The 12604-nt window shown below is 64.3% G+C and carries 16 protein-coding genes; 3 read left to right on the top strand and 13 right to left on the bottom strand.

All coding sequences use genetic code 11. The annotated features are described in order from the left end of the window. Positions 1-48 precede the first annotated feature (48 nt). The gene (locus AC1RDS_RS11725) at positions 49-1044 is read left to right on the top strand and encodes a Bug family tripartite tricarboxylate transporter substrate binding protein (RefSeq protein ID WP_492227030.1); all 996 of its coding nucleotides are present in this window, start codon (positions 49-51) and stop codon (positions 1042-1044) included. 44 nt (positions 1045-1088) lie between these two features. On the opposite strand, the gene AC1RDS_RS11720 is transcribed toward AC1RDS_RS11725, so the two are convergent. Genes AC1RDS_RS11720 through AC1RDS_RS11700 form a run of 5 tightly spaced genes read right to left on the bottom strand, consistent with a single transcriptional unit; the run spans position 1089 to position 5235 of the window. Beyond that, the gene (locus AC1RDS_RS11720) at positions 1089-1700 is read right to left on the bottom strand and encodes an SCO family protein (protein ID WP_287876408.1); all 612 of its coding nucleotides are present in this window, start codon (positions 1698-1700) and stop codon (positions 1089-1091) included. Between the two features lie 5 nt (positions 1701-1705). Further along, positions 1706-2602, bottom strand: coding sequence for a heme o synthase (gene cyoE, locus AC1RDS_RS11715; RefSeq protein WP_287876406.1), 897 nt, complete (start codon positions 2600-2602; stop codon positions 1706-1708). Continuing rightward, positions 2599-3783 carry a COX15/CtaA family protein gene (locus tag AC1RDS_RS11710; RefSeq protein WP_492227040.1) on the bottom strand — a complete coding sequence of 395 codons (1185 nt, stop codon included), beginning with the start codon at positions 3781-3783 and terminating at the stop codon, positions 2599-2601. Before AC1RDS_RS11710 ends, cyoE begins: the two co-directional genes overlap by 4 nt. Beyond that, positions 3780-4523 carry a redox-active disulfide-containing membrane protein gene (locus AC1RDS_RS11705; protein ID WP_492227029.1) on the bottom strand — a complete coding sequence of 248 codons (744 nt, stop codon included), beginning with the start codon at positions 4521-4523 and terminating at the stop codon, positions 3780-3782. Before AC1RDS_RS11705 ends, AC1RDS_RS11710 begins: the two co-directional genes overlap by 4 nt. Beyond that, positions 4465-5235, bottom strand: a complete 771-nt coding sequence (locus AC1RDS_RS11700; RefSeq protein WP_287876404.1) for an SURF1 family protein — start codon at positions 5233-5235, stop codon at positions 4465-4467. The genes AC1RDS_RS11705 and AC1RDS_RS11700 overlap by 59 nt, the downstream gene beginning before the upstream one ends. A gap of 15 nt (positions 5236-5250) precedes the next feature. Between AC1RDS_RS11700 and AC1RDS_RS11695 the strand changes: the two genes are divergently transcribed. Further along, a complete protein-coding gene (locus AC1RDS_RS11695) occupies positions 5251-5472 on the top strand; it encodes a twin transmembrane helix small protein (RefSeq protein WP_287876402.1) in 222 nt (73 codons plus the stop codon). Between the two features lie 66 nt (positions 5473-5538). Here AC1RDS_RS11695 and AC1RDS_RS11690 read toward each other — a convergent pair whose 3' ends face one another. The 8 genes from AC1RDS_RS11690 to AC1RDS_RS11655 all read right to left on the bottom strand — a co-directional run bounded on the left by AC1RDS_RS11690 (position 5539) and on the right by AC1RDS_RS11655 (position 11796). Further along, positions 5539-6420: a cytochrome c oxidase subunit 3 gene (locus AC1RDS_RS11690; RefSeq protein ID WP_092696879.1), complete on the bottom strand. Its 882-nt coding sequence runs from the start codon at positions 6418-6420 to the stop codon at positions 5539-5541. A 54-nt stretch (positions 6421-6474) separates the two neighbouring features. Beyond that, positions 6475-6693, bottom strand: a complete 219-nt coding sequence (locus tag AC1RDS_RS11685; RefSeq protein WP_287876399.1) for a DUF2970 domain-containing protein — start codon at positions 6691-6693, stop codon at positions 6475-6477. After that, positions 6690-7307 carry a cytochrome c oxidase assembly protein gene (locus AC1RDS_RS11680; RefSeq protein WP_026434743.1) on the bottom strand — a complete coding sequence of 206 codons (618 nt, stop codon included), beginning with the start codon at positions 7305-7307 and terminating at the stop codon, positions 6690-6692. Before AC1RDS_RS11680 ends, AC1RDS_RS11685 begins: the two co-directional genes overlap by 4 nt. Positions 7308-7317: 10 nt before the next feature. Continuing rightward, complete coding sequence (locus AC1RDS_RS11675) at positions 7318-7428, bottom strand: cytochrome oxidase small assembly protein (RefSeq protein ID WP_208859679.1); 111 nt, start codon at positions 7426-7428, stop codon at positions 7318-7320. Positions 7429-7439: 11 nt separating this feature from the next. Beyond that, complete coding sequence (gene ctaD, locus AC1RDS_RS11670; RefSeq protein WP_092696881.1) at positions 7440-9059, bottom strand: cytochrome c oxidase subunit I; 1620 nt, start codon at positions 9057-9059, stop codon at positions 7440-7442. 30 nt (positions 9060-9089) lie between these two features. Then, positions 9090-10259, bottom strand: a complete 1170-nt coding sequence (coxB, locus tag AC1RDS_RS11665) for a cytochrome c oxidase subunit II (RefSeq protein WP_092696882.1) — start codon at positions 10257-10259, stop codon at positions 9090-9092. A 58-nt stretch (positions 10260-10317) separates the two neighbouring features. After that, the gene (locus tag AC1RDS_RS11660) at positions 10318-10824 is read right to left on the bottom strand and encodes a DUF2244 domain-containing protein (protein ID WP_348682433.1); all 507 of its coding nucleotides are present in this window, start codon (positions 10822-10824) and stop codon (positions 10318-10320) included. Positions 10825-10893: 69 nt separating this feature from the next. Continuing rightward, a complete protein-coding gene (locus AC1RDS_RS11655; RefSeq protein ID WP_287876393.1) occupies positions 10894-11796 on the bottom strand; it encodes a class I SAM-dependent methyltransferase in 903 nt (300 codons plus the stop codon). 35 nt (positions 11797-11831) lie between these two features. On the opposite strand from AC1RDS_RS11655, the gene AC1RDS_RS11650 reads away from it, so the two are divergent. Continuing rightward, positions 11832-12554, top strand: coding sequence for a phosphoribosyltransferase family protein (locus AC1RDS_RS11650; RefSeq protein WP_492227028.1), 723 nt, complete (start codon positions 11832-11834; stop codon positions 12552-12554). The last annotated feature ends 50 nt before the right edge of the window (positions 12555-12604 follow it).

The following is a 12604-nucleotide window of genomic DNA, read 5'->3' as shown; positions in this document are numbered from 1 at the left end:
AGGTGTCGGCAACGCGCTTGATACCCGCCCCTGACCGGAGATTTCTCGATGACCCCGTCCCCCCTGCGCCGCGCCGCGCTGGCACTGGCCCTTGCCGCGGCCTGCAGCCCCGCCCTTGCACAATCCAGCGCGGCCCCGGCGACACCGGGCTGGCCCAGCAAGCCCGTCAAGCTGGTGGTAGGTTTTCCGGGCGGATCATCCCCCGACCTGGTGGCGCGTACCCTGGCCGAGCCGCTGGCCAAGGCCCTGGGGCAGCCGGTGATTGTGGAAAACAAGGTGGGCGCTGGCGGCAACATCGCCGCCGATGCCGTGGCCAAGGCCAGCGATGACCACACCCTGGGGATCATGATCAACGGCAACCTGACGATTGCCAAACTGATCAACCCCAAGATCCACTACGACCCGCTCAAGGACCTGGCCCCGATCAGCCTGATTGCCACGGCCCCACTGGCCCTGGCCGCACCGGCCAACGCGCCGGGCGCCACAGCGCAGGAGTTTTTTGAGGCCGCACGCGCCAGCGGCGACCGCTGGAGCTATGGCACTCCGGGCGTGGGCACGGTGGCCCACATCGGCATGGAACTGCTCAAAGGCAAGGCCGGCCTCCAGCCGGTGCATGTGCCCTACCCGGGCAATCCGCAGGTCATCAACGCCATCATCGGCGGCCAGATCCAGCTGGCCCTGCTGCCCCCGGCCATGGCGGCCGCGCAGGCCCGCGCGGGCAAACTGCGCGTGATTGGCATCACCTCCAGCGGGCGCAGCACGCTGGTGCCTGAATATCCCAGCCTGGCCGAAGCGGGCGTGAAGGACTTCAACCTCGAAATCTGGAACGCGGTGGCCGCCCCGCGGTCTCTGCCCCGGCCGGTGGTGGCGCGCCTGTCGGCGCTGTTCAGCGAAATCGCCCGCAGCCCGGACGTGCGCGCCAAGCTGTTCCAGCAAGGCTGGCAGGTGACCGGCACCACCGCCGAAGGTCTGGCCCAACGCATACAGACCGATGCGCGCGTGCTGGGCGCAGTGATCAAATCACAAGGCATCAAGGCCGAATAAGGCGCCAGCCAAGGGAATTGGCGCGGGCGGCGCGCCTGGCGCTTTTACCCGGCTTCCTGCAGCAGGGCCTTCACGTCGGCGCCCAGCGCCTGCGCGCCGCTGCCGTAGCGGTTGTAAACGCGCAGGCGGCCTGCCGTGTCGTACACGTAGCTGCCGGCCGAATGGTCCATGGTGTAGCTGGTGGGGGTCTTGCCATCGACCTGCTTGAAGTAGATCTTGAAGTCCTTGGCCACGGCGGCGATCTGCTCGGGCGTGCCGGACAGCGCCAGGAAGCTGGGATCAAAGTTGGCCATGTAGGCCTTCAGCACCTCGGGTGTGTCGCGCGCGGGGTCCACGGTGACAAAGATGCCCTGCAGGCGATCGCCGTCCTTGCCCAGCATCTGCTTGACCTCGGCCAGCTCCTGCATGGAGGTGGGGCACACGTCGGGGCATTGGGTATAGCCAAAGAACACCACCACCACCTTGCCCCGGAAGTCCTGCAGGCTGCGCTTTTGGCCGTTATGGTCGGTGAGCGGAATATCGCGTGCGTAGTCAGCCCCGGTGATGTCCACCCCGCGAAACTCCGTCTTCTTTTCAGAACAGGCAGTCAACAGGGCACCAGCGCCTATGGATAAAGCGCTGATAGCGATGAATTGAAGGGCATTTCTTTTGTGCATGGTGTTCACAGCGCATAGTGGTCCACCAGCAGCGCGGCAAACAGCACGCTCAGGTGGATGAGGGAAAAACGAAAGGTCTTGCGCGCCAGGGCGTCCGAGTAATTGCGCCACAGGGCAAAGCCGTAGCCACAGAATCCGGCGCTCAGCAGCACGGCGGCAACGAGGTAGATCCACGAACTCATGCCGTAGATGAAAGGCATCAGGCAGCCCGCAAAGAGGATCAGCGTGTACAGAAACACCTGCAGGCGCGTGAACTCGTTGCCGTGCGTCACCGGCAGCATGGGCAGGCCCGACTTGCGGTAGTCCTCCACCCGGTACAGGGCCAGCGCCCAGAAATGCGGCGGCGTCCACAGGAAGATGATGAGGAACAGGATCAAAGCCTCGGGGCCCACATCGCCCGTCATGGCCGCCCAGCCCAGCACGGGAGGCATGGCGCCCGATGCACCGCCGATCACGATGTTTTGCGGCGTCAGCGGCTTGAGGATCACCGTGTACACCACCGCATAGCCCACGAAGGTGGCGAAGGTGAGCCACATGGTCAGCGGGTTGACCCAGAAATACAGCAAGGCCGAGCCGGCCCCACACAGCAAGGCCGAGAACAGCAGGGTCTGCGTGTTGGACAGCTCGCCCTTGGCCGTGGGCCGCCAGGAGGTGCGCTTCATCCGGGCATCGATGCCCTGCTCGACGATGCAGTTGAAGGCCGCGGCAGCGCCCGCCACCAGCCACACGCCGGCACAGGCCAGCGCCATCTGCGAGAGCTGCCGCAGCGTGGGCAGGCCCGGCACGGCCAGCACCATGCCGATCAGCGCGCAGAACACGATGAGTTGCACCACGCGCGGCTTGGTCAGCGCGTAGAACTGAGAAAAGCGCGAGGGCGCTGAAAGGGTGGAGGCGATGCTCATGCGGAAACTCTCGATGCACGCGAGGGTGCCAAAGACTCAAGGGGTGTGCGGGCCGTCCGGCTGGACGCGGCCGTCCAGGTCAACACCACCACCAGGGCAGCGGCGCCCCCCGTGTGCAGCACGGCCGCCAGCAGGGGCCATCCCAGCACCACATTGCTCAGGCCGGTGGCCAGCTGCAGCAGGGCCAGGCCCGCCAGCCACCGCGCCTGCATGCGCAGCGCAGCGGCACGGTGCAGGCGCCAGGCCAGCCAGGCCAGCGCCAGCAGCACCACATAGGCCATCAGGCGGTGCGCATAGTGGATGGCCGTGAGGCCGGCAAAGCTGATGTGGCTACCGTCCTGCAGCAGCCCCAGCGGCCGCCAGATCTGGAAGCCCTGCGCGAAATCCATCGCCGGCCACCAGCTGCCCTGGCAGGTGGGAAAGGCCGTGCAGGCCAGCACCGCATAGTTGGTGCTGACCCAGCCCCCCAGCACGATCTGCAGCGCCACCAGGATGCCAGTGACGAGCACGCCAACGCGCAGCGGTGTGGCCAGCACGGCGGGCTGCACGCCTCTGGCCACCTGCGTGTGGCGCACCGCCTGCACGCACAGCAATGCCAGCAGAACCAGGCCACCTATCAGATGCAGTGTGACGATGGCGGGAAACAGCTTCATCGTGACCGTGAGCGCACCAAACGCACCCTGCAGGCACACCCAGATCAGGGTGAAGGTAGGCCACCACGGGCCCATCACGGGCTGTTGCGCACCGCCACCGGCCCTGGCCCGCCGCCACTGCACCCAGACAGATACGGTGAGCACGATGATCAAGACCCCGACGCCCGTGGCGAGGTAGCGGTGGATCATTTCGACCCAGGCCTTGCCGTGCGTCACCGGTCCGGTGGGCATGGCCTGCTGTGCGGCCGCGATGTCCGCCCGCGCACCCACCGGGCTGGCACTGCCATAGCAACCCGGCCAGTCGGGGCAGCCGAGGCCGGAGTCGGTGAGCCGGGTGAAGGCGCCAAACAGCACCAGATCAAAGGTCAGGAACAGCGTCAGCACCGTCAAGGCCTGCAGACGGCGCCCCAGATTGCCACCCCGGTTGCGCCAGGCCACCCACGCCAGGGGTCCGAGCGCGATCATGGTGCCCAGCAGCATCACCTGCGCCAGCGGCGCCAGGTCGTAGAGCGGTTGGGAATCCATCAGGGTTGCCCTGGCCGTCCGGCCTCATCCCAGGAGGACGACGCGCGCAGCAGGCGCTCCAGGTCGCGCTTGGCCTTGGCGGCCCCGGCAGCATCCATGCCGGCCGGAAAACGCATCATCCAGTTGCCCATGGGGTCCACGAGGTAGAGGTGCTCGGCCAGCGCATGTCCCGCTGCGGGTTCGAGCCACTGGGCCAGCGCCCCGCCATCGACCCGCAGCACCGTGGCTTTTTGCAGGGCCGCAGAAAGGTCCGCCGGCAGGGGGGCGGCATCGGTCACCAGCCAGACCCAATCCACACGGTCCTTCTCCTTGCCCACGCTTTCGCGCAGTTGCCGCTGCAGATACAGGTGCTGCTGGCACTGGGCATCGCAGGCCCCTCCTGCCACGCTCACCAGCAGCCATTGGCCCTTGAGCGCCGGCAGCTGGCCGAGCGCGCCATCGAGCGTGGCCGTGGCCAGGTCGGGCAAGGGGCGTTGCGGCTGCACCAGTTCTCCGTAATTGCGGCGGCCGTCGGGGCGCACCACGTAGTACGTGAAGTACGAGGCGATCACCGGGGCGGCGCAGACCAGCAGCACCGCCAGCATCTTCCAGCGCCCGTGGCGGGTGTTCTGGGCGTGGGCCACGGCGCTGCCCGCCTCGGGAAGCGTGTGCACCGTGAGGCCCAGGGGATGGTCCCCTCCTGCCTCAGGCGAGAGGCCGGGGGCGCGGGCGAAGGAAGCGTCGGACGAGTTGGAACCAGACATAGAGAATTGCAATCAGGCCGCTGAGCCCGAACCATTGGAATGCGTAACCGTAGTGTTTATCGACGCCGGCACCGATCACGGGCCAGTCCCGCTGCAGGCCCTCGCTGGCGGGGCCAGCCTGCAGCACCGACAGATTCATCAGCGCAAGGCCTGTCTCGGTGCGAAAGGCGGTGAGGTCGAGATTTTGCCGGATGCGGGAAGACCCCTGCGAACTGTCGGCACCCTGGAACTCGTACAGGCGCGACGGCGGCGGTGCGATGCGCCCGGCCAACTGCACCACACCTGGCGCTGTCTGGACCAGGGACAGCTGCTGGCGGTCCTGGAAGTTGCGAGGCACCCAGCCGCGCTGGACCAGCACCACCGCATCGCTGCCCTCCAGCCGCAGCGGTGTCAGCACAAAAAATCCGGGGCGGCCCTGCATCTGCCGGTTGTCGAGGTACACCGTGTGCTCCGGCACCCAGCGCCCCTGCAGCAGCACCGCCCGATGGATCAGGTCCTGCGCGCCATCCGCCTCGCCAGCATGCCCACGCAGCTGCTGGTTGTCGATGGGGGGCAAGGCGGCCCGCTGGTCCAGCAGCGACTGCAGGTCCTGTTTTTGCGCGGCGCGCGACAGCTGCCAGCGCCCCAAGGAGGCGGTCACCAGGATGGCGGCCACGGCAGCCACGGTGATCAGCCAGAAGCGCAGGCCCCAGGTGCGTGGATCGGGGGTCACGGGATAATGTGCTCCATGAAATATCTTGTCGCTGTGGCGTTTCTTGCCATTCTCGCCAGTCTGGCCTCTGCCCTTTTCTTCATGATGCGTAACGGGCGCAACGACAAGACCAAGGGCAGCCATATGGCCAAGGCCCTCGCATTTCGGGTGGGGCTCTCTATCGTTCTGTTCATCTGCATCCTGCTCGCATGGCAACTGGGCTACATCCAGCCGACGGGACTGCCCGCCACGCGGTAAGACAGACACCATTGCATTCAACAAAAAAGCGCCTTGCGGCGCTTTCTTGGATACTGCATGGCCGTCTTACATCCAGTACACCAGGATGTACAGGCCCAGCCACACCACATCGACAAAGTGCCAGTACCAGGCAGCGCCCTCAAAGCCGAAATGCTTGTCGGCCGTGAAGTGCCCCTTTTGCAGGCGCAAGGTGATGACCAGCAGCATCAGCATGCCCAGGAACACGTGGAAACCGTGGAAACCGGTCAGCATGAAGAACGTGGAGCCGAACACGCCCGAACTGAGCTTGAGGTTCAGATCGGTGTAGAGGTGGAAATACTCATAACCCTGCACGCACAGGAAGACAAAGCCCAGCAGCACGGTGGCCCACATGAACGCAATGGTCTTGCCACGGTGGTTTTCACGCAGTGCATGGTGGGCAATCGTCAGTGTCACACCCGAACTCAGCAGCAATGCCGTGTTGATCGTGGGCAGCCAGAAAGGGCCCACGGTCTGGAAGGGCTCGACGATGCCGGCAGGGGATGCCGTGGCACCTGCCGCAATGCTGGGCCACACCGCCTTGAAGTCGGGCCACAGCATGGCATTGTCCAGGCTGCCCAGCGCCGGCACCGAGTGCGAACGCGCCCACCACAAGGCCGTGAAGAAGGCGCCGAAGAACATCACCTCCGAAAAGATGAACCAGCTCATGCTCCAGCGGTACGACAGGTCGATCTTGTGGCCGTAGAGGCCGCCTTCGCTTTCACGGGCGGCATCGCGGAACCATTGGTAGAGCACAAACAGCCACCACACCAGGCCAGCGGCCAGGGAATACTTGCCCCAGTTGTGGCCGTTGATCCACTGGGCTGCGCCCAGGATCACAAAAAACAGGCCTGCGGCCGCCATCACGGGATGGCGCGACTCTGCGGGCACATAGTAGTACGGTGTTGTACCGTGGGTTGATGCACTCATTTCAGCTCCTGAATCTCAAAATCTTTGTTATGGGGTTGGCAGGCAGGCGATGGCTCAGACCACCCAGTTCACCACCGCGATCAGCGACAGCACCAGCAGGAAGATCGCCAGCAACCCCACCACGATGATGTGCAGGGGGTTGATCTTTTGCAGGTCCTGCTGGTATTCACTGCCTTTGCGCAGACCGATCAGTGACCAGGCCACCGCACGCACCGTGCGCAACAGGGAACCCTTGCGCTGCACGCCGGAATCCGAGGGATGGACGGAACTCATGAACCCTCCTGCACGGATTGAAGGGAGACGGCAGCCGTGGACTCGGGAGCCTGCGGGGTTTTTCCGCCCACCTCGAAGAAGGTATAGGACAGCGTGATGGTCGTCACATCCTTGGACAGCCGCGGATCGATCACGAAGGCCACAGGCCACTGTTTCTTCTCGCCCGGTTCCAGGATGTACTGGTTGAAGCAGAAGCACTCGAGCTTGTTGAAGTGCGCCGCCGCCTGCCGGGGCGCATAGCTGGGAATCGCCTGCGCGGCCATGCGGCGGTTCTGCACGTTCTGGAACTCGTACATCACCGTCGTCAGCTCGCCGGGATGCACTTTCACCGAACGCTGGGCCGGCTTGAAATCCCAAGGCCCGCGTGCATTGGCGTCGAACTCCACGGTGATGGTGCGGCTCGTGTCCACCTGCGTGTTGGCGGGCACCTTCACGTCCTTGCCAGCCACGCCGTTGCCCGGCACCTGCCGCTCGGACAGCGACAGGATATTGATGCCGGTCAGCTCGCAGATGTGCTTGTAGATCGGAATCAGCGCGTAGCCGAAGGCGAACATGCCCGCCGCTATCACGGCCAGCTTGCCCACCATCTTGGCGTTTTCGCGGTGAATGCTCATGGCGTGGTGCTCAGCGGGACAGCAGAACGACTTTGACCATGAACCCGACGAAGAAGACGGCAACCACGGACGCCAGGATCAGCGCCATGCGCAGATTGCTCTTTTTTTGCTCGGGTGTCATGGACATGCCTTTCAGCCGATCACGCGGGTTGCCGTGGCGTCCAGCTTGGGTGGGTTTTCAAAGGTGTGGAACGGTGCTGGCGAAGGAACTTCCCACTCCAGACCTTCCGCGCCGTCCCAGGGCTTTTGCGGCGCCTTGGCACCCTTGCCACGCATCGCAGGAACGACCACCGCCAGGAAGAAATACACCTGCGCCAGGCCGAAACCCAGGGCACCCACCGATGCGATGGCGTTGAAATCAGCAAACTGCATGGGGTAGTCGGCGTAACGGCGTGGCATGCCGGCCAGGCCCAGGAAGTGCATGGGGAAGAAAGTGATGTTGAAGAAAATCAGCGAAGCCCAGAAGTGGATCTGGCCACGGGTTTCGGAATACATCACGCCAGTCCACTTGGGCAGCCAGTAGTACACGCCGGCAAACATGGAGAACAGCGAACCGGCCACCAGCACATAGTGGAAGTGGGCCACCACGTAGTAGGTGTCCTGCAGCTGGATGTCGATAGGCGCCATGGCCAGGATGAGGCCGGTGAAACCGCCCATGGTGAACACGAAGATGAAACCCACGGCAAACAGCATGGGGGTTTCAAAAGTCATGGAACCGCGCCACATGGTGGCCACCCAGTTGAAGATCTTCACGGCCGTGGGCACGGAGATCAGCATGGTGGCGTACATGAAGAACAGCTGGCCGGTCACGGGCATGCCGGTCGTGAACATGTGGTGCGCCCAGACGATGAACGACAGGATGGCAATCGACGAGGTGGCATACACCATGGAGGCGTAACCAAACAGCTTCTTGCGCGCAAAAGCGGGCACGATCTGGCTGATGATGCCGAAGGCCGGCAAGATCATGATGTACACCTCGGGATGCCCGAAGAACCAGAAGATGTGCTGGTACATCACCGGGTCGCCGCCGCCGGCGGGGTTGAAGAAGCTGGTGCCGAAGTGGCGGTCGGTCAGCGTCATGGTGATGGCGCCAGCGAGCACGGGCATCACGGCGATCAGCAGGTAGGCGGTGATGAGCCAGGTCCAGGCGAACATGGGCATCTTCATCAGTGTCATGCCGGGGGCGCGCATGTTCAGGATGGTCACGATGATGTTGATCGAGCCCATGATGGAGCTGGCGCCCAGGATGTGCATGGCGAAAATGCCGGCGTCCATGGAGGGGCCCATCTGCAGCGTCAGCGGCGCATACAGCGTCCAGCCGGCAGCGGGTGCGCCGCCGGGCATGAAGAAAGAGCTGACCAGCATCAGCGCGGCAGGAATCATCAGCCAGAAGCTGAAGTTGTTCATGCGCGCGAAGGCCATGTCCGACGCTCCGATCTGCAGCGGGATCATCCAGTTCGCGAAGCCCACGAAGGCCGGCATGATGGCGCCGAACACCATGATCAGGCCATGCATGGTGGTGAGCTGGTTGAACAGCTCGGGGTTGACCAGCTGCAGGCCTGGCTGGAACAGCTCGGCACGGATCAGCAGCGCGAGAACGCCACCGATCATCAGCATGGTGAACGAGAACAGCAGGTACAGCGTACCGATGTCCTTGTGGTTGGTGGCATACACCCACCGGCGCCAGCCGGACGGTGCATGGTGGTCGTGGCTGTCGTGTGCGTGCCCGTGGTTGTCGAGAACTGCGCTCATTTTGAATTCCTCAATGCTCTGGGGCGGTGATTACTTGCCACGCTGGGCCACGATTTCCGCTGGCTGCACCAGCTGTCCGGTCTTGTTGGACCAATTGTTCTTGGTGTAGGTGACCACTGCAGCGATATCGGTGTCGCTCAGTTGCGCCCATGAGGGCATGGCACCGTTGTTCGCCCCCTTGAGCAGCACCTGGATCTGTTTGGCATGGTCGGCATCCAGCACGATGGCGGAACCATCCAGCGGCTTGATGGCGCCAGCGCCCTTGCCGTTGGCCTGGTGGCAGGCTGCGCAGTTGGCGGCATAGATCTTTTCACCACGCTTGAGCATGTCGTCCAGTGCCCACACCTTCGCAGGGTCGTCCAGCTTGGAGGCCGCCTTCTTCTTCTGGTCGGCCACCCACTGGCTGTAGTCCTCAGTAGACAACACCTTCACATGGATGGGCATGTAGGCATGCTCCTTGCCACACAGCTCGGCGCACTGGCCGTAGTAGTCACCCACCTTCTCGGCGCGGAACCAGGTGTCGCGCACGAAACCGGGGATCGCATCCTGCTTGATACCGAAAGCCGGAACCATGAAGGCATGGATCACATCGTTGGCGGTGGTGATGATGCGGATCTTCTTGCCCACCGGCACCACCATCGGGTTATCCACCTTGAACAGGTAGTTGGCAGGTGCTTCGCTCACGTTGCCGCTGTCGGACATGGCGCGGTGGCTGCTGTCCAGCGTGGAGATGAAAGCCAGGCCCTCACCTTCGCCCGTGATGTAGTCGTAGCCCCATTTCCACTGGTATCCGGTGGCCTTGATGGTCAGGTCGGCATTGGTGGTGTCCTTCTGCGCCACCAGGACCTTCGTGGCCGGCAGGGCCATGAGGATCACGATGATGAAAGGGATGACGGTCCAGACCACTTCCACCGTGACGGACTCGTGGAAATTGGCCGACTTGGCGCCCCGGGATTTGCGGTGCTTCCAGATCGAATAGAACATCACGGCAAACACCGCAATGAAGATCACCGTGCAGATGATCAGCATCATCCAGTGCAGGAAATGCTGCTCTTCGGCGATCTTGGTGACAGGAGGATGCAGGTTCAGCTGATTGACCGCAGGGCCGCCGGGCAGGTCTTGAACGGCATGGGCAGCGGTGCCCATCCATGCACCGGCAGTCAGCAGCAGAGAAGCCAGCTTGTTGGAAATGCTCTTCATAGTTCTCACTTACTTCTAAGCCTCAATTTAACCAATCACTTGGCGCACCTGCTTGAGGTCAGGCAGCGCGCAAGGCCATGCGGATCTCCGATGCCAGGGCCTGGCGAAGCTCGGGGCGCACGAAGCGCCCCACATCGACCGACCGACCCTGCGCAGACAGCCGGATCAGCGAACGGTCTGCGGTTTTGGGCTCGACCCGAACCCGGCTCCGGTCAAACTCGGCGCGCTCCAGCCTGCCTGCTGTCTCCCTCTCCACCACCAGGCGCGAGCCTTGCAGCCAAATTCTGTCGCCATCCGCTGCATGGCGGCCGTACCGGACGAACACCGCCCCTGCCGCAACAGCGGCCAACCAATCCAAAGGCATGTCCCACCGGTTGCCAACCATCCAGAAAAGCAGGACCATTGCCAGCAGCAAGGTGCCCTGCCACATCCGTTCACGTTCCGCCAAGCCATTGCGGGCCAGTTGCCAGTCAATTCGTTGACCAGACACCGTAGCAAAACGAAAAATCAGACTTGTCAACGCAACTGCCTCGCAAATGGCCACTGCACCGATACGGCGCGCCAAGGACATCAATCCTCAAACGTCGAGAATTGTAGCGCCCCTTGCGCCAGATCATTGACAAGACGCGACGAATCAACTCCTCATGCCGCCTTCACGCAGCATGGAGCGCATGTCCTCCAGGGAGACTGCGCTGCTGGCACTCACCCGCACCCGGGGCCTGGGTTTGTAGGCATGGCCATAGATGATTTCGAACGTCAGCGCCAGTTGCCCGTCGTGTTCCGCATCCCCCAGCTGGTCCTGCAAGACTTCATGCAGGCGGCTGCGCCAGTGGCGTCCGCGCAACGCAGGGAAACGCTGAGGATGCAGGTTGCACCCCAGTTCCGCCAGCTCCTGCAACAGGCGCTGCGGCGTCGCAAAGGTCAGCCGGATGCGTTCCATGTCCATCACCGGCTCGGCAAAGCCGGCCTGCACCAGCATGTCGCCCCAGTCGTGCATGTCGGTGAAGGCATGGCCGGCGGGCGGCCAGCCGAGAGCGGCATACACCGCGTGCAGCTCCTTGGCCGTGTCCGGTCCCAGGCACGAGAACATCAGATAGCCGTCCACGGCCAGCGCGCGATGCCATTGGGCGATGAGGGCCTGCGGATCGCTCGCCATGTGCAGTGCCATGTTGGCCCAGAGCATCTGCACGCCCCCCTCCTGCGGCAGGCCGAAACGCGGGCGCCCCGCACTCCACCGCGTCGGACTCCACCAGGGCCGGGCCAGTGCCTGCATTGCGGCAGGAACGCAGTGCGGCGATGTTTCCGTCACCTGGCAAAGCGCCTGGGGATAACGGGCACTGACCAGGGCATGGCCTTGCAGCCCCCCGCGCACCGCATCCCAATGGCACCAGGCGGCGGGAGCCAGGCGAATCCACTGCAAGCGGTCGTCCATGCGCCGGGCCACCTCTTCATGCAGCCAGGGAGATTGGGCCGGCGCTGCGGCGTGCCAGCGGGCGGCCGCAACGGGATCGATGGTGGGAGGATGCTCGGTGGACATGGTGGCAAAGATGGGCAGACGAGTATATTGACCCCATGCTTCACAAGATGCTGGCAGGGACATCACGGCGTATCGGCGCGCTGGTCGGGCACCTGCCCAGCCAGTGCGCCGTGTGCCACGCCTGGCCGGCCCGGCGCGTGTGCGATGGCTGTGCCGCCCGGTTTGCGCAGCCCCGCGCACGCTGCACGCGCTGCGCCTTGCCGGTGCCCGATGGCGTGTCGGAATGCGGTGCCTGCCTGCGCGAGCCACCAGCGCTGGATGCCTGTTTGGCCGCAGTGGACTATGCCTACCCCTGGGCCGGCGCCATCGCCGAATTCAAGTTCCGCGGCGATCCCGGCTGGGCTGCGGCGCTGGCCACGCTGCTGCGCAGCACGCCCTGGGTGGAGCCGGCGCTGGAAGCTGCCGACCGGGTATTGCCGGTGCCCCTGTCGCGAGCGCGCCTGCAAGAACGTGGCTTCAACCAGGCCGCCCTGCTGGCCCATCACCTCGCCGCCCCAAAGATGGACGCCACGCTGCTGTTGCGGCTGCGCGCCACCGAGGCGCAAAGTGGGCTGCCACGCAGCCAGCGCCTGCGCAACCTGCAGGGCGCGTTTGCCGTCGAGTCCACCCGCGCGGCCACCCTGCAAGGACAGCGCATTGTTCTGCTCGACGATGTGATGACGACCGGTGCCACGCTGAATGCGGCCACCCACGCACTGCGCCAGGCGGGTGCGGCACACATCACGGCCCTGGTGGTGGCGCGCACCGAACAGGCCTGAAACCTTTGTTTACGAGGGCGCTGCGCAGATCCGTGCGTCCGCAGGACAAT

The sequence above is a fragment of the Acidovorax sp. GW823-FHT02H02 genome, assembly GCF_058797075.1.
The sequence above is the reverse complement of the archived record's forward strand: the minus strand, read 5'-3'. Positions and strand labels throughout refer to the sequence as shown.

Bases quoted from the DNA above. Each gene is read 5' to 3' on its own strand.
- AC1RDS_RS11725 (WP_492227030.1), top strand. From the start codon at position 49: ATGACCCCGTCCCCCCTGCGCCGCGCCGCGCTGGCACTGGCCCTTGCC.
- AC1RDS_RS11720 (WP_287876408.1), bottom strand. From the start codon at position 1,700: ATGCACAAAAGAAATGCCCTTCAATTCATCGCTATCAGCGCTTTATCC.
- cyoE (WP_287876406.1), bottom strand. From the start codon at position 2,602: ATGAGCATCGCCTCCACCCTTTCAGCGCCCTCGCGCTTTTCTCAGTTC.
- AC1RDS_RS11705 (WP_492227029.1), bottom strand. From the start codon at position 4,523: ATGTCTGGTTCCAACTCGTCCGACGCTTCCTTCGCCCGCGCCCCCGGC.
- AC1RDS_RS11695 (WP_287876402.1), top strand. From the start codon at position 5,251: ATGAAATATCTTGTCGCTGTGGCGTTTCTTGCCATTCTCGCCAGTCTG.
- AC1RDS_RS11690 (WP_092696879.1), bottom strand. From the start codon at position 6,420: ATGAGTGCATCAACCCACGGTACAACACCGTACTACTATGTGCCCGCA.
- AC1RDS_RS11685 (WP_287876399.1), bottom strand. From the start codon at position 6,693: ATGAGTTCCGTCCATCCCTCGGATTCCGGCGTGCAGCGCAAGGGTTCC.
- AC1RDS_RS11680 (WP_026434743.1), bottom strand. From the start codon at position 7,307: ATGAGCATTCACCGCGAAAACGCCAAGATGGTGGGCAAGCTGGCCGTG.
- AC1RDS_RS11675 (WP_208859679.1), bottom strand. From the start codon at position 7,428: ATGACACCCGAGCAAAAAAAGAGCAATCTGCGCATGGCGCTGATCCTG.
- ctaD (WP_092696881.1), bottom strand. From the start codon at position 9,059: ATGAGCGCAGTTCTCGACAACCACGGGCACGCACACGACAGCCACGAC.
- coxB (WP_092696882.1), bottom strand. From the start codon at position 10,259: ATGAAGAGCATTTCCAACAAGCTGGCTTCTCTGCTGCTGACTGCCGGT.
- AC1RDS_RS11655 (WP_287876393.1), bottom strand. From the start codon at position 11,796: ATGTCCACCGAGCATCCTCCCACCATCGATCCCGTTGCGGCCGCCCGC.
- AC1RDS_RS11650 (WP_492227028.1), top strand. From the start codon at position 11,832: ATGCTTCACAAGATGCTGGCAGGGACATCACGGCGTATCGGCGCGCTG.